14 protein-coding genes are annotated in these 14,730 nt (G+C 74.1%); all 14 read right to left on the bottom strand.

Annotated features, from left to right (window positions below):
• Window positions 1-11: 11 nt before the first annotated feature.
• Window positions 12-1,121, bottom strand: a complete 1,110-nt coding sequence (locus K7862_RS32755; RefSeq protein ID WP_222968625.1) for a phosphomevalonate kinase — start codon at window positions 1,119-1,121, stop codon at window positions 12-14.
• Window positions 1,118-2,107 (bottom strand): diphosphomevalonate decarboxylase, encoded by a 990-nt coding sequence (mvaD, locus tag K7862_RS32750; RefSeq protein WP_308012317.1) that lies wholly within the window; start codon window positions 2,105-2,107, stop codon window positions 1,118-1,120. Before mvaD ends, K7862_RS32755 begins: the two co-directional genes overlap by 4 nt.
• Window positions 2,108-2,306: 199 nt before the next feature.
• On the bottom strand, window positions 2,307-3,377 hold the full coding sequence (gene mvk / locus K7862_RS32745; protein WP_262414172.1) for a mevalonate kinase: 1,071 nt from the start codon (window positions 3,375-3,377) through the stop codon (window positions 2,307-2,309).
• A 154-nt stretch (window positions 3,378-3,531) separates the two neighbouring features.
• The gene (locus tag K7862_RS32740; RefSeq protein WP_222968620.1) at window positions 3,532-5,088 is read right to left on the bottom strand and encodes an MFS transporter; all 1,557 of its coding nucleotides are present in this window, start codon (window positions 5,086-5,088) and stop codon (window positions 3,532-3,534) included.
• A gap of 282 nt (window positions 5,089-5,370) precedes the next feature.
• On the bottom strand, window positions 5,371-5,838 hold the full coding sequence (locus tag K7862_RS32735; RefSeq protein WP_222968618.1) for a TetR/AcrR family transcriptional regulator: 468 nt from the start codon (window positions 5,836-5,838) through the stop codon (window positions 5,371-5,373).
• 61 nt (window positions 5,839-5,899) lie between these two features.
• Window positions 5,900-6,832, bottom strand: coding sequence for an aromatic prenyltransferase (locus K7862_RS32730; RefSeq protein WP_222968617.1), 933 nt, complete (start codon window positions 6,830-6,832; stop codon window positions 5,900-5,902).
• A 223-nt stretch (window positions 6,833-7,055) separates the two neighbouring features.
• Window positions 7,056-8,126: a methyltransferase gene (locus K7862_RS32725; protein ID WP_222968615.1), complete on the bottom strand. Its 1,071-nt coding sequence runs from the start codon at window positions 8,124-8,126 to the stop codon at window positions 7,056-7,058.
• A gap of 57 nt (window positions 8,127-8,183) precedes the next feature.
• A complete protein-coding gene (locus K7862_RS32720; protein WP_222968613.1) occupies window positions 8,184-8,510 on the bottom strand; it encodes a DUF6059 family protein in 327 nt (108 codons plus the stop codon).
• Window positions 8,510-8,638: a hypothetical protein gene (locus tag K7862_RS37980; RefSeq protein WP_262414171.1), complete on the bottom strand. Its 129-nt coding sequence runs from the start codon at window positions 8,636-8,638 to the stop codon at window positions 8,510-8,512. Before K7862_RS37980 ends, K7862_RS32720 begins: the two co-directional genes overlap by 1 nt.
• A 62-nt stretch (window positions 8,639-8,700) precedes the next feature.
• On the bottom strand, window positions 8,701-9,567 hold the full coding sequence (metF, locus tag K7862_RS32715; RefSeq protein ID WP_222968611.1) for a methylenetetrahydrofolate reductase [NAD(P)H]: 867 nt from the start codon (window positions 9,565-9,567) through the stop codon (window positions 8,701-8,703).
• A gap of 61 nt (window positions 9,568-9,628) precedes the next feature.
• A complete protein-coding gene (locus tag K7862_RS32710; RefSeq protein ID WP_222968609.1) occupies window positions 9,629-10,612 on the bottom strand; it encodes a carbohydrate kinase family protein in 984 nt (327 codons plus the stop codon).
• 53 nt (window positions 10,613-10,665) lie between these two features.
• Window positions 10,666-11,880 carry a methionine adenosyltransferase gene (gene metK, locus K7862_RS32705; protein ID WP_222968607.1) on the bottom strand — a complete coding sequence of 405 codons (1,215 nt, stop codon included), beginning with the start codon at window positions 11,878-11,880 and terminating at the stop codon, window positions 10,666-10,668.
• 241 nt (window positions 11,881-12,121) lie between these two features.
• Window positions 12,122-13,708 (bottom strand): class I adenylate-forming enzyme family protein, encoded by a 1,587-nt coding sequence (locus tag K7862_RS32700; protein ID WP_222968605.1) that lies wholly within the window; start codon window positions 13,706-13,708, stop codon window positions 12,122-12,124.
• 269 nt (window positions 13,709-13,977) lie between these two features.
• The gene (gene wrbA / locus K7862_RS32695) at window positions 13,978-14,592 is read right to left on the bottom strand and encodes an NAD(P)H:quinone oxidoreductase (protein WP_222968603.1); all 615 of its coding nucleotides are present in this window, start codon (window positions 14,590-14,592) and stop codon (window positions 13,978-13,980) included.
• Between the last annotated feature and the right edge of the window lie 138 nt (window positions 14,593-14,730).

The raw sequence follows: 14,730 nt of genomic DNA, 5'->3' as shown, positions 1-14,730 counted from the left end.
TGGTTTCCCCTTCACCTGGCGATGGTTGCGGCGACCTTCAGCGGCAGCGGCAGCACCCCGGCCCGGTTCCAGGCGCGGTGCAGCCACGCGCGGGAGTGCGGTGCGCCGGCCGCCAGCAGCGCGATCCCGCAGTCCCCGCCGCCGGCCCCCGAGGGTTTGGCCGCACCGCCCGCCTGCCGGGCGGCCTCGACCAGCGCCCGCAGCGCGGGCGTGAACACTCCCAGACCCACCTGCTCGTCCAGGACGGCCAGTTGCCGCCCCGCGGCATCGACCTGCTGAAGCACCCCGGCGGCCTGCCCGCCGTCCAGCGCGGCGACCAGGGCCCGCACACAGTCGTTGGTGGCGGTCACGAACCGTTCGTGCGCCGGCCCGCCCCGCCAGGACGCGGCGTCCAGGCCGGCGACCAGCGCCGCGGTGGACGCCGGCCGGCCCGTCCACCCCACCTGCAGGTCCAGCCCCGCCGGCGCGGTCAGGGTGCGCAACCCCAAGCCCGGCCACGGCGCCGTCAGCGCCGCCGCCACCCCGTCGCGGGCCGCCAGCCGGGCCAGGTGCGCCCGGTCCGGGGCCTGGTAGCACACCCAGCCGCCCCACGTGGAGGCCGCCAGGTCCCCGCCGGAGGCGCGCGGGTCGAGTGCCGCGGTGGCCAGCAGCGCCAGCCGGAAGCGCTGTTCGGCGTCGGTGTCCAGGCCGGCGAACGCGCACAGCGCGTCGATCGCGGCGACGGTGACCGCGCCGCTGGAGCCCAGCCCGTACTTGGTGCCGCCCTCGTGCAGGGTGCTGGTCACGGCCAGGTGACATCCGGGCAGTCCGCGGCCGCGGGCGGCCAGCAGCCCCGCGACGGTCTCGATCGCGCTGCGCACGTGCGCCAGCCGGCCCTCCACCGCCGGATCGGTTCCCGGTGCCGGGATCAGGCGGGTCCCGGCCCACGACCAGGTGCTGCCCGCCGGGCCCAGGTCCGAGGAGATCTCCACCCCCGGAACCTGCCGGGGCGTCAGGGTGACGGTGACATACCGGTCCACGGCCACCAGCACCGCCGGACTGCCGCCGTCGACGACCGCGTACTCCCCGGCCACGAACAGCTTGCCCGGCGCGCGGCGCACCACCACGCCCGGGCCGCTCACCGCCCGTCCCCGGCCACCAGCCGCGCACCGGGCCCCGGCCGGGCCACCACCACCGACGCCTGCGGCACCGCCTCCCGCAACGCCGCCGCGACCTGCGATGCCTGGCCGGCGGCGCACAGCACCTTCACGTTCGGGCCGGCGTCCATCGTCGCGTACGCGGCAAGTCCCCGCTCGCGCAGGGCCAGCACCGCGTCCAGCGCCGTCAGCGACGCCGGCGCCAGATAGCGCACCGCGGGCCGCGCGGCGAGCATCGTGGCGTGCATGCCCAGCGCGTTGCGTTCGGTGATCTCCCCCACCGCGTTCAGATCACCGGCGGCCAGCGCCGCCCGCATCTGCGTCAGGTCCTGCACGCTGGAGGCCACCCACGGCCGGTACAGCGGCGAGGTCGCCACCGTGCGGCGCATCGCCGCCCGGCTGGAGACCGCCTTGGGCCCGGCGTTGACCACCACGATCACCAGCGCCACCTCGAGGCCGGCCGCCGCCGGCACCGGCTCGGCCAGCGACACCCGGTCCGCGGCCGCACCACCGCCGGCGTCCAGCGCCGCGTGCCACTGCGCGAATCCGCCGAACAGCGACCGGCACGCCGAACCCGAACCGCGGCGCGCCAGCCGCGACAACGCGGCCGGATCGGCGGCCAGGCCGTAGGCGGCGGCCGCGGCCACCGCCAGCGCGGCGAACCCGCTCGCGGAGGACGCCAGACCCGCGCCGGTGGGCACCGTGTTCCGGCTGTCCACGACCGCCGGCTCCCGCCGCCCGGCCAGCTCCCGCACCAGGTGGAGGAAGTCCGCGACCCGCGCCTGCGCCGGGCCGGTGGCCTCCTGGCCGCCCAGCAGCACCCGGTCCCCCGCAGCCTGCGGCGCCAGCCGGACCCCGGTGGTGGTGGGGAAGACGTCCAGCGTCAGCGACAGACTGTCGGCCGCCGGCAGCACCCACTCCTCGTCCCGCTTGCCCCAGTACTTGATCAACGCGATGTTCGGATGCGCCACCGCCACCGCGCACCCCGAACCGGCCGCCGCCGCCCACAACTGCGGCTCCCCCAGGCACACCCGACCCGCCGCCACACCCTGCGCGGCGGCAGACGCGGTAGCGGGCCCGGTTGCGGAACCGGGCACGGTTGCGGGGGCCGGTGACGTGGCGGGGGCGGATGGCGGGGCGGGTGCGGGTGCGGTGGTGGTGGTGTGCCGGTCAGCGGCCATGGCTGGCGAACCCTCTCAGCGGGACGACCCAGGTCTGCACGGCGCCGGCGGCGTGCAGGCGCCGGGTGACCTGCCCGGCGGTGTCGGGATGGGTGAAGGCGATCATGCAGCCGCCCAGGCCGCCGCCGGTGATCTTCGCGCCGTGGCTGCCGGCCTCCAGGGCCGCCTGGACCAGCGCGTCGATACCCGGGGTGCTCACCCCCGCGTCGCGCAGCAGGCCGTGGTAGTCCGTCAGGCACGCGCCCAGTTCCCGGTCGTGGCCGGCGGCCAGCGCGTGGCGGGCGCGTTCGGTGGCCGCGGTGGCGGCGGTGACGAAGGCGTCCTGCGCGCCGGGGCGGGCGGCCAGACGCCGGCGCAGCAGGTCCACCGCGTCCTTGGTGCTGCCGGCCACGCCGCTGTCGGCGATGACGAACACCCCCTGCCCGCCGGCCGCGACGCTCTGCGCGCGGCCGGCCCGGAAGTACAGCGGGGCGCTCGCGCCGACCGCGCGGGCGTCCACGCCGCTGGACCGGCCGTGGGCGATGTTCTCCGAGCTCTGCACCAGGTCGAAGGTCTGCTGCTCGGTCAGCGGCCGGTCGTACAGGTCGGCCAGGGCCAGCACGACCGCGCGGGCGTAGGCGGCGCTGGAGCCCAGGCCCCGCCCGTGCGGGATGCCGCCGTCGATGACGACGTCCAGGTGCGGGCCGCCGCCGGCGCCGATCGCGGCGGTGAAGGTGTCGGTCAGCGCGGCCAGGCCGTCGAAGGCGCGGGTGACCACCGGCCGTGACGGCGAGCCGGTCATCGTGAACGCCACCCGCCCGCCCGCGTCACCACCGCCCCCACCACCGCCGCCGCCACCGCCGCCGGTGCGGGTGCCGGTGCGGGTGCGGGTGTCGGTGCGGGTGCACAGTCCGGCGGTGGCGGTGACGGTCAGCTGCGGGACGGGCAGGGCCAGCGCCGGCGCCCCGTAGACCACCGCGTGCTCCCCCAGCACGATGGCTTTGGCGTGTGCGCGGCCGACGCCGACGCTGCGGGCACGGGGAGGGTCGAAGACCCCCTCGGCCGGGGTCGGGAACGTCAACGCCCTCATCTCCTTTGCTGGCAGGGGTGCCGGCAGGGGTGCCGGCAGACGGTGCGGGTGTGGGGGCGGGCATGGTCGGACCCCCGGCTCCGCCGTGGGGCGGGACCGGGGGTCCGGGTGGTGCGGGCGGCGGCCGCAGGCCGCCGGGGGTGGGTCAGGCGGTGGCGGGGCTGGCCGGGGTGCCGGAGGACCGGGGCCCGTCCGAGCCGTCGGTGCTGCCGGGGCCGTCGGAGCCCGCGGTGGCCTCGGCGGCCGCGTCTCGCGGTTTGGCGTCGACCTTCTCCAGCAGCAGCACCGCCAGGACCGCGGCGGCCACCAGGACCACGGCGGCCACCCGCAGTGCCAGGGCGTAGCCGTGGGTCTCGGCGACCGGGGCGGTGGTGCCGTGCGCGACGTGGTGCTTGACGTAGCGCAGGGCCAGCGGCACCAGGGTGGCCAGGCCCAGCGACGCGCCGACCTGCTGCATGGCGGTCTGCACGCCCGAGCCCAGGCCCGCGTCCTGCCCGGTGACCTGGTGCAGGGCGCCGTTGGTCAGCGCCGGGTAGCCGACGGCGTTGAAGAAGCCGTAGACCAGCAGCCCGGGCATGATCCCGCCGACGAAGGAGGCGTGGGTGGCCAGGCCGCCGGCGGCCAGGGCCAGGCCGCCGGCGCTGCCCAGGAACGCGATGGCCAGGGTGGCCTTGACGCCGATGCGGGGCATCAGCGCGGTGGACACGCCCATCCCGACGCCGATGGCCAGGGTGAAGGGGATGTAGGACAGGCCGGTCTTGAGCGGGGAGTAGCCCAGGACTTCCTGCAGGTACAGGGTGAGCAGGAAGGCGTAGGTGTAGAACGCGGCCAGCGACAGCACCGACACGCCGTTGGAGGTGACGCGGGTGCGGTTGGTGAAGAACCGCAAGGGGATCATCGGGTCGGGCACGCGCGATTCCCACACGGCGGTGAAGGCCAGCAGGACCAGGCCGCCCAGCAGCGGCGCCAGGACCCGGCCCGATCCCCAGGGGGCGTCGGCGGCCTTCAGCAGGCCGTAGACGACCGCGACCAGGCCGCCGGTGGCGGCGATCGCGCCGATGACGTCGATGCGCTTGCCGTCGCGGGACATGCGGCTCTCCGGGATCACACGGGGCACCATGACCAGCGCGAACAGGGCGACGGGGATGTTGATGAAGAAGATCCACCGCCAGCTGACCAGGTCGGTCAGCGAGCCGCCGACGACGGAGCCGACCGCGCTGCCCAGCGCGGCCATGCCGCCCCAGATGCCCAGGGCCTTGGTGCGTTCCTTCGGGTCGCGGAAGAGCACCGGGATCAGGCCGAGCGCGGCGGGCCCGGCCAGGGCCTCGCCCAGGCCCTGCACGAACCGGCCGCTGACCATCATCGAGGAGTTCGCCGCGGCCCCGCACACCGCCGAGGCGGCACCGAAGACCAGGACACCGGCGACGAAGCCCAGGCGGCGGCCGTACATGTCGGCGAGCCGGCCGCCCAGCAGCAGGAATCCGCCGGCGGTCAGCACGTAGCCGTTGACCACCCAGGCCAGGCCCTCGACGGAGAAGTGCAGGTTGTCTTGGATGTGGGGAAGGGCGATGTTCACCACGGTGACGTCCATCATGAGCATGAACTGCATCGCCGTCAGGACGCCCAGGGCCATCCACCGCTGCGGATCGGGAGCGGGCAGCACGCCACTCCCGGCGGACGCTTCCTTTTCCAGCTTACTCATACCTAACGTGCTCCTCCGAGTCATCTGCGGCCGCAGCCACGGGGGTTGCCGTCGCCACGCGCTGCCCGTCAGGGCACCGGCCCGCCACGGGGGCGCCGGGCCGGTGCCCGCGAGCGGCGCGTCCCGCCTGGTCGCGGGGTGCTGTCCGTCTCGCTACTGGGGACGAGACAGCCCCCCCGCGCTGTGACACGCCGTGCCGCCCGCCGTGCCGGCGCGATCACCGGCCGGGCGGCCCGGCAGGTGGCCGCCGGGTCGCGGGGGGGGGCGGGTGGAGGAGCGCGGTCAGCCGGCCAGGTAGCGCTGGATGGTGGGGTTGAGCAGGTCGATGACCTCGTCGGCGCTGGCCGAGGCGATCGGTTCGAGCTTGACGATGTAGCGCAGCAGCACCACGCCCCACACCTGGCCGGCGGCGGCGTTGACGTGGATGGCGGGGACCTTGAGGGTCTCGGCGGCCTGGTAGATGTCCATGCCGTCGATGCCGATGGCCTTGCCGGCCTCGGCGAACAGCTGGTTGGCCAGGAACGCGCGCATCTGCTCGGCGCCCTGCTCGCTGTTGACCGCCGCGTGCAGGATCCCCAGCAGCTTCGGCCGGATCTGGGGGTTCTCCCACAACGTGAACGCCGCGCGGAGGAGGCCGTCGGCCAGCTGTTCACGCGGCCCGTTCAGGGCGGCGGCGCCGGCTTCGCCCAGCACACCGCCCAGGGAGTCCAGGGCGTCGGAACGCTGCTGCTCGTCGATGGCTTCGGACATGTCTCCTCCTGGTAAGCGTTCAGGTCTTCACACGGTGACGGGGTGGGGCGGGTGGGGCCGGTTACTGGGCGGCGCGCTGGGCGGCGACGAGCTGTTCGAAGGTGGCGGCCAGCGGCAGGGAGTTCCAGAACGCCGCGGGCCGGCGGAAGTACACCCCGAGCTTGTGGTACTCCTCCGCGCGGCTGATCGTCGCGCCGTAGACCAGGACGCGGGCGCCGCCGTACTCGTAGGGGGCGGCGGCGGCGAACGTGGCGATCTCGGGGTGCAAGGTGGTGGGGTAGGCGTGCTGGTCGGGGCTGACCGCGGAGAAGCAGACCCGCTTGATCTGCGCGGAGTCCCAGCTGTAGGTGGGGTAGATCGAGAACGAGTTGGGGATGAACCGCAGCAGCTCGTCGCTGGGCGCGGGCAGGTCCAGGTCGCCGAGCAGGTCCAGGGCCATCTGCTGGTCCACGGGCGCGGCCATGTAGTAGATGTTCATGGTGCCGCTGAGGTAGTCGATGCCGACGATGGAGATCCGCCGGTCCATGCCGTTGCGGGCGAACGCGGCGGCGTGTTCGGCGACGGCCTTGGGCATCGAGGGGATCTGGGCGAGGGTTTCCAGGCTGCCCAGTTCGTCCAGCGGGAAGAAGACGTAGGTCTTCTTGAACCCGCCGACCACGCCGGCTTCCACGCCGTAGAAGCTGACCCGGCAGCGTTCGGCGATGTCGGACAGCAGCCGGGAGGCGGGGTGGTCGCTGTCGTCGAGGAGCCCGCCTGCGACCGCGATCTGGTAGGGGTCGCCGATGTGGGTGGGGACGGTGAAGTTGTAGTCGATGTCGCCGCGGTAGCGTTCGCCGCCGGCCATCGCCAGCACGATCACCGACTCCTCCGACACGCCGTCGCCGAACGCGCCCAGCACCTGCTGGACGCGGCTGCGCGAGCAGGGGACGTCCAGCAGTGAGGAAGCCTCCTCGATGGCCGAATAAACCGCTTCCGCTTTCGATGCTCCGGACATTATTCCTCCCGGTTCGCTTGGTGTCGGAACAAGACGAGGTACCGCGGCGCCGCAAGAAGAACGGAATGGGGCTGCCGATGAATACGTCGGGCGTTCGGCCGTGGGCGCACCGGAAAGGAGCACCGCGACCGTATCACCGCCGCCCGCGCGGCGGTTGAGTTGCTGCTGGAGGCCGGCTGGAGAGCGGCTGGAGCCGCCCGTGGCTGCGGGCGGCCCGGGCCGGTCAGGGGTTTTTGACCGCGGACAGGACCGCTTCGACGGTCAGGGCGTGCGCGGGCAGTTCGGCCGGGTCGTGGGTGACGGCCTGGGTGACGGTGAAGCCGCAGGCGGTGAACCATTCGGCCCAGGTGGACAGTTTCTGCGGGCCGCCTTGCCCCATGGCGCAGCCGATGAAGAAGCTGGGGTAGAAGTCGACGGTGTAGTTCTCGGTGTCGGCGAGGTTCTCGGGGAAGACCGGGACCAGGGCGTGGACGGTTCCGCCGGCCGGCAGCGCGTCGTGGACGGCTTTCAGGATCCGCAGCACGTCGCTCTTGTCGAACATCGGCAGGAAATGCTTGATGAGGATCACGTCGTGGCCGCCGGGGACTTCCTCGAAGACGTCACCGCCGATGAACGAGCAGTGGTCCTCGACGCCGTGGGCGCGGAAATTGGCGAGGCTTTCGGTTTCCTTCTCCGGCAGGTCGAAATTGGTGACGTGCAGGCCCGGGGACTGTTTCATGCGCCAGGTGTGGATGGCGCCCAGGCCGGTGTTCCCGGCCAGGTCCAGGACCTGCGATCCGGCGGGGATGTCGATGGTGGCGAAGAACCACGGGTCGACGTGCGCGGTGACGGTGTTCATCAGCTTCGCCCACGGCTCGCGCAGTTCCGGCAGGTCGGCCAGGGCCGCGTACAGGTCGCCGTCGACGCCGTAGAGCTCTTTCAGGCCCGCCGGGGTGCCGGTGCGCACCGACTCGGTGAGGTAGTACAGCTGCCGCAGCGTCACCGCCTTGATCATGGCCAGGTCGGCCAGGACCGCGTCCAGGTCCTCGTCGCTGACGCCGGCCAGGCCGGCCAGGCGGTAGGTGCCGGCCTGCTCGTCGTGGGCGATGAAGCCTTCCTTGACCATCAGCAGCAGCAGTTGCTCGACGGCGTCGGGCCGGGCGCCGGCGACGGTGCCCAGCTGCGCGGCGCTCAGGGCCCGGCCGCCGCGCAGCGCGTCGATCAGTCCCAGTTCGAAGCAGGACAGCAGCGTCATGAACCGTGAGGGCCCCACCAGGTAGTCGCGGAACCGCGCGAGGGTGGCGTGTGGCGTCATGGCCGACTCTTTCTCCTCGTGAAAAGGGGGCCGAAGCGGGAGGTGGTCCGGTGCCGTTCAGCGGCCGCGGCCGCGGCGCCGGGGGTAGGAGGCCGGCCACAGTTGCCGGGCCAGCAGCAGTTCCTGCTCGGTCAGCGGCCGGTGCGCGCACAGCCGCTCGGGGTGCGCCGGCGGCGGGCCGCCCGCGGCGGCGGCCGCCGCCGCGGCGCTCAGTCCCGGCGACACTGCGCTGCCGGGCGGGGTGTCCGGGCCGGGCACGCCGCCGGGGTGCGGGTGCGGGTCGGTGAGGGCGATGTGCATCGCGCCGAACGCCGACAGGCAGCGGCCCAGCGCCGCCAGCGCCCGCCGTACCCGGCCGGCCCGGGGTCGCTCGGGCGCGGTCATCAGTCGATGCCGCGTACGACGTTGGGTTCGGCCGTCTCGTCGTCCTCGCAGCCGGCCAGGCCCAGCGGCGGCGCGGGGTAGCGTTCGCGGCTGCGGCGCAGGTCGCTGTCTTCGTCACCGTCGGGCACCTGGTCCTCCTGCGGGTCGGGCGCGCCGGCCGTGCCGCCGGCCGGCCCGCGGGGGGACGGGGTCAGGCGGCGCCGGTCGCGCGCGGGGCGGGTGGGGCGGTCACGGCCGTGTGGATGTCCAGGGCCGCGGTGGAGTTGTTCAAGGTGATGTAGTGCAGGCCCGGTGCGCCCTCGGCCAGCAGCCGCGCCGCCATGGCGGTGGCGTACTCCACGCCGATGGCGTGGCTGTCCGCGCGGTCGTGGCGTGCGGCGTATAGGCGATTCGCGAGGCCGTCGGGGAACGCGGCGCTGGACAGCTGCGCGAACCGGGCGATCTGCCGGTGGTCGGTGGCCGGCATGATCTCCGGGATGATCGGGATGCGGCAGCCGGCCGCCTCGGCCCGGTCCCGCAGCCGCAGGTAGTCCTCCACGTGGAAGAACATCTGCGTGATCGCGTAGTGCGCGCCGGCGTTGCACTTGGCCACGAAGTGCCGGATGTCGCTGTCGAAGTCCGGTGAGCGCGGGTGCATCTCGGGGAACGCCGCGACCCCGATCCGGAACCGGCCGAGCGAGCGCAGCAGTTCCACCAGCTGGCAGGCGTAGGTCAGGCCCTGCGGGTGCGGGCACCAGGGCCCGCGCGGGTCGCCCGGAGGGTCACCGCGCAGCGCCAGCACGTCACGGATCCCCGCGTCGGCCAGCGCCCCGACGGTCTGCCGCAGTTCGGCCACCGAGTGGCCGACCGCGGTCAGGTGCGCGACCGGACGCAGCGTGGTGTGTGCGGCGACCGCGCGGGTCAGCTCCACGGTGCGGTCACGGGAGGTGCCGCCGGCGCCGTAGGTGACGGAGATGAAGTCCGGGCGCCACGGCTCGATCCGGCGGATCGCCGCCCACAGCCCGCGCCGGCCGGCCGGCGTGGCCGGCGGATAGAACTCGAAGGAGAACGTGGTCACCGCCGGCCCCCGCACCCCGGCGATCCCGCCGCCGCCGTGGGGCCGGTGGGCGTGCGGGGGGTCATGAGGCGGCCGCCAGCCGGTCCTCGGCGGCGGCGGCCGCGGCCGTTCCGTAGGCGGCGGCCAGGCGGGCCAGGAGGTCGGAGGCGAGGAGCTTGTACTCCTGGGTGCCCGCCGATTCCAGCACGGTGGTGGCCATCGCGCAGCCCAGGCGGGCGGCTTGTTCCAGCGGCCAGCGCCAGGCGACGCCGGCCAGGAACCCGGCGCGGAAGGCGTCTCCGGCGCCGGTGGGGTCGCTGATCGCGCCGGCCGGCACCGCGGGCACGTGCAGCACCGGGCGGCCGCGGGTGGCGATGTCGACGCCGTCGGCGCCCAGCGTGGTGATCCAGGTGCCGACCCGGGCCAGGATCTGCGGCCGGCTCCAGCCGGTGCGCCGGCAGATCAGCGCGGCCTCGTAGGCGTTGGTGAACAGCCACGCCGCGCCGTCGATCAGCGCGCGGGCCTGCTCGCCTTCCAGGCGGGCCAGCTGCTGGGAGGGGTCGGCGGCCACCGGCACCCCCAGGCGGTGGGCAGTGGCGGTGTGCCGCGCCATCGCCGCCGGGTCGTCGGCGCCGATGAGGACCAGGCCCAGTCCCCCGGCCCGGGAGGCCAGTTCGGCCAGGTCGATCGCCGGGGCCTCGGCCATCGCCCCGGCGTAGAAGGTGGCGATCTGGTTCTGGTCGGCGTCGGTGGTGCACACGAACCGGGCGGTGTGGGCTGCCGCCGAGATCCGCACCCCGCCCGTGTCCACCCCGGCGGCCCGCAGCCACTGCCCGTACTCGGCGAAGTCCGTGCCGGCCGCGCCCACCAGCAGCGGCCGCAGGCCCAGCCGGCCCAGGCCGAACGCGATGTTCGCGCCGACCCCGCCGCGCCGCACCTGCAGGGTGTCGGCCAGGAACGACAGCGACACCCGTTCCAGCTGCCCGGGGATCAGCTGCTCGGCGAACCGTCCGGGAAAGACCATCAGATGATCGGTGGCGATCGATCCGGTCACCGCGATACGCACCACACACGCTCCTCAGCCAGGCGAACGACAACGGCCGGCGGCCGGTGGGGGGGTCAGGTGGCGTCGGCGGCGGCGCGCAGCGCCGCGGCGCGGTCGGTGTTCTCCCAGGTGAACTCGGGCAGTTCCCGCCCGAAGTGGCCGTAGGCGGCGGTCGCGGCGTAGATCGGCCGCAGCAGGTCCAGGTCGCGGATGATCGCGGCCGGCCGCAGGTCGAAGACCTGCGTGATGGCGGCCACGATCCGCTGGTCGGGCACGGTGGCCGTCCCGAAGGTCTCCACGAACAGGCCCACCGGTTCGGCCTTGCCGATCGCGTAGGCGACCTGCACCTCGCAGCGGGCGGCCAGCCCCGCGGCGACGACGTTCTTGGCGACCCAGCGCATCGCGTAGGCGGCCGACCGGTCGACCTTGGAGGGGTCCTTGCCGGAGAACGCGCCGCCGCCGTGCCGGGCCATCCCCCCGTACGTGTCGATGATGATCTTGCGGCCGGTCAGGCCCGCGTCGCCCATCGGCCCGCCGACCTCGAACCGGCCGGTGGGGTTGACCAGCAGCCGGTAGCCGTCGGTGTCCAGCTTGATGCCGTCCCGGGCGAGCTGGGACAGCACCTGCTCCACCACGTGCTCGCGGATGTCGGGGGTCAGCAGGGCATCGAGGTCGATGTCGGCGGCGTGCTGGGAGGAGACCACCACGGTGTCCAGCCGCACCGGGCGGCCCTGCACGTACTCGACGGTCACCTGCGTCTTGCCGTCCGGGCGCAGGTAGGGGACGGTGCCGTCCTTGCGGACCGCGGTCAGCCGCCGCGACAGCCGGTGCGCCAGCTCGATCGGCAGCGGCATCAAGTTGGGTGTCTCGTCGGTGGCGTACCCGAACATCAGCCCCTGATCGCCCGCGCCCTGCCGGCTCAGCTCGTCGCCCGGCGACCCGCCGACCCGGCTCTCCCAGGCCGCCGCCACCCCCTGCGCGATGTCCGGGGACTGCGCCCCGATCGACACCGACACCCCGCACGAGGCACCGTCGAACCCCTTGGCCGAGGAGTCGTAGCCGATGTCCAGGATCGTGGAACGCACCAGCTCGGCGATGTCGGCGTACGCGGTGGTGGTCACCTCACCGGCGATGTGGACCTGCCCGGTGGTGATCAGCGTCTCCACCGCGACCCGGGAGGCGGGATCGGCACGCAGCAACGCGTCCAGGATCGCGTCGCTGATCTGGTCCGCGATCTTGTCCGGGTGGCCCTCGGTCACGGACTCGGAAGTGAACAGACTGCGGGACATGACACTCCATCCGGAAAAGGACGACACGGCGACAGACGACACGGCAGACGGGCGCGGCCCCCGATGACGGGGACGGGCACGGGGACGGGGACGGGGGTGCCCCACCGCCACCGCCGCTGAAGGGCGGGGTGGGGCGGTCCACCCCCCACCCCCGGGCCCGGGGCCGCGAAGGTGCGGCGGGTAGCGGGGCGGGCGGGGGCGGGTGGGGGCGGTGCGGGGGCGGGCGGTTGTGCGGGAGGGGTCAGGTTCCGTCGGTGAGCTGCTGCTTGAGGCGGTCGGCCAGGGCCAGGCGCTGCACCTTCAAGGTGGCGGTGCGCGGCAGTTCGGCGTGCGGGATCTGGACCGGGTCGGCCAGTTGCGGCCAGGCCGCGGCGGCGGCCCGCCACCGCTGAAGGTCCAGGGGTGCGTCGTTCTTGGTGCACACCACCGGGACGGCCTGCCCGGCCGGGCCCTGGACGACGGCCAGTTCGGTCAGTTCGGGCAGCCGGGCCAGGACCTGGTCCTCGATCTCCAGGGAGCTGTGCACGCCCGGGATGCGGTCGACGTCCCGGTCGAGCATGTGCAGGCAGCCCCACCGGGTGAAGTAGCCGATGTCGCCGGTGTCCCACCACCGGCCGTCGCGGTTGGCGTCGTAGCGGTCCTGTTCGGCGAAGTAGGTCTTGGCCAGGCCCGGCCAGGCCACCTGGATCGCGCCGGGGTTGCGCGGGCCGGGGCGCCTGCCGTCCTTGGTGACCACCCGCACCCGGGCCGAGCCCAGCGGCATCCGCCAGCCCACGCAGCGGCCGTTGGCCTTGTGCGCCGAGGAGCGCAGGTAGGCGCGGCCGACGGCCGGGCCGACCTCGCTCTGCCCGTAGATCTGGAAGAACAGTGCGCCGCGCCGGGAGGAGGACTTCAGCAGGGCGCTCATCGTGCCGGGGTGGATGGCGTCGAAGGTGGAGGAGAAGTACTTCACCGACGCGAACGGCCGGCGCGGGTCCTCGCACAGCACCTGCCAGTCCATCAGCGAGTTCGGCAGCGCCTCGATCAGTCCCGGCCGGTGGGTGAGGAACATCTCGGCGGCCGCCTGCGGGTCGCCGTCGTTCATCAGCAGCACCGGCAGGCCCTTGACCAGGGCCAGCGCCATCGCGGCGACCATCCGCGAGTGGACGAAGGAGATGTGGATGGCCACCGTCTCCTTGCGGCGCATCAGCGACAGCAGCCGCCACTGCGGTTTGAGCCGCAGGCCCTGGGTGCGGGGGGTGTGCACGACCAGTTTGGGCAGGCCCGTGGTGCCGGAGGTGTGGGTGATCACCGCGGCCTCGTCGATCGGCCGGGTCACCGGCGCCACCCGCGGTGAGCCGGCCAGGTCCGCCAGCGACACCGCGCCGGGCCGCGAGCCCGCCACGATGATCACCCGCCGGGCCAGGTCGGCGACCGGGACCTGCGCCAGCACGTCGAGTTTGTGCTCGTCGGTCAGCAGGTGCGGGCGGTGCAGCCGCTCCATCAGCGCGCCCACCGTCGCCGCGTCCAGGCCCGGTGAGAGCATCACCGGCACCGCGCCGATCCGCGAGCACGCGCACGCCAGCATCCACGTGTCCGCGCCCGGCGTCTTGTGGACCACCACGTGCTCGTCGGCGCGGACCCCGGCCGCGGACAGCCGCCCCGCCAGATCGTCCACCAGATCGGCCAGGCCCGCGGCCGTCAGATGCCGGCCCGCCTGCGGGGCCACCGCCAGGTCGTGGTCGAGGGTGATCGGCGTGGCCGGGTCGACCGCCGCGGCCATCGCCGGCAGCAGCCCCAGGTGCAGACCCCGCTTCTGTATCGAGTGATAGGCCGTGGCGCTCGTCATCTGGGCCTCCTGCTCCTTCACACACAGCGCTCGCAACGACGGACAACACACAGATCGGCGCCACCCCCCCTTTTGCGGCCCCGCCCGCCCGGCTGCCGGGCAGAGGGCAGACGGTCACGACCGGAGGATGCCGGGGGGGGCGCCGGCGCGGCCGGATGCAGCCGCAACGACAACCCCGCCCGCCCGCCTGGCACGGCACAACCGGAACCGGAGGCGGGCGGGCGGGGGTCGGGGGTGGGAGTTGGGGTTGGGGTGGGGGTGGGGGTGGGTCAGGCGGCGGCGCGGCCGGCCTTCAGGGCGCCCGCGACGTCCACGACACGGCGGGCCTGGTGACGGGCGGCGGCCAGCACGTCCTCGCCGGGCGCGCCCGCGCCGGCCACGTGCGAGGTGCCGTAGGGGTTGCCGGTCTGGAACTGGATGGGGTCGGTGTAGCCGGGCGGCACGATGATCCCGCCCCAGTGGTAGAAGGTGTTGCTCAGCGCCAGGATCGTCGACTCCTGGCCGCCGTGCGGGGTGCCGGAGGCGGTGAACGCCGAGAACACCCGCCCGGCCAGACCGCCCTGCTGCCACAGCCCGCCGGCGGTGTCGATGAACGCCTTGAGCTGGCTGGCGACGTTCCCGAACCGGGTCGGCGTGCCGAACAGCACCGCGTCGGCCCACGACAGGTCCTCCAGCGTGGCCTCCTGCACCCCGGCGGTGTCCTTCAGGTGCTGCGCCCACGCCGGGTTGGAGTTGACCGCCTCGGGCGGCGCGAGCTCACGCACCCGGCGCAGCCGCACACTCGCACCGGCCTTCTCCGCACCCTCGGCGGCGGCCTGCGCGAGCGCGTGCACGGTCCCGGTCGAGCTGTAGTAGACAATCGCGAGGTTCACGGCAGTCATCAACACACGTCCTTTTCTGTCCACATCAGATACCTACGGGCAAGGCCGAACCCCCGCCCCCGGACAGCCCCGGCCCGGTCACCGGGCACCAAAGAGGTGCAGGAGTACGGGAGTACGGAAGTGCAGGGGTGCGAGGTGGCG

The sequence above is a fragment of the Actinacidiphila acidipaludis genome (assembly GCF_019890725.1).
Taxonomy (GTDB): Bacteria; Actinomycetota; Actinomycetes; order Streptomycetales; family Streptomycetaceae; genus Actinacidiphila; species Actinacidiphila acidipaludis.
Note: the sequence above shows the minus strand (reverse complement) of the source record. Positions and strands in the feature narration are given on the sequence as shown.

Excerpts from the sequence above, each read along its gene's own strand:
- K7862_RS32735 (WP_222968618.1), bottom strand. The coding sequence starts at position 5,838 with ATGTCCGAAGCCATCGACGAGCAGCAGCGTTCCGACGCCCTGGACTCC.
- K7862_RS32700 (WP_222968605.1), bottom strand. The coding sequence starts at position 13,708 with ATGACGAGCGCCACGGCCTATCACTCGATACAGAAGCGGGGTCTGCAC.
- K7862_RS32730 (WP_222968617.1), bottom strand. The coding sequence starts at position 6,832 with ATGTCCGGAGCATCGAAAGCGGAAGCGGTTTATTCGGCCATCGAGGAG.
- K7862_RS32725 (WP_222968615.1), bottom strand. The coding sequence starts at position 8,126 with ATGACGCCACACGCCACCCTCGCGCGGTTCCGCGACTACCTGGTGGGG.
- K7862_RS32720 (WP_222968613.1), bottom strand. The coding sequence starts at position 8,510 with ATGACCGCGCCCGAGCGACCCCGGGCCGGCCGGGTACGGCGGGCGCTG.
- metK (WP_222968607.1), bottom strand. The coding sequence starts at position 11,880 with ATGTCCCGCAGTCTGTTCACTTCCGAGTCCGTGACCGAGGGCCACCCG.
- K7862_RS32740 (WP_222968620.1), bottom strand. The coding sequence starts at position 5,088 with ATGAGTAAGCTGGAAAAGGAAGCGTCCGCCGGGAGTGGCGTGCTGCCC.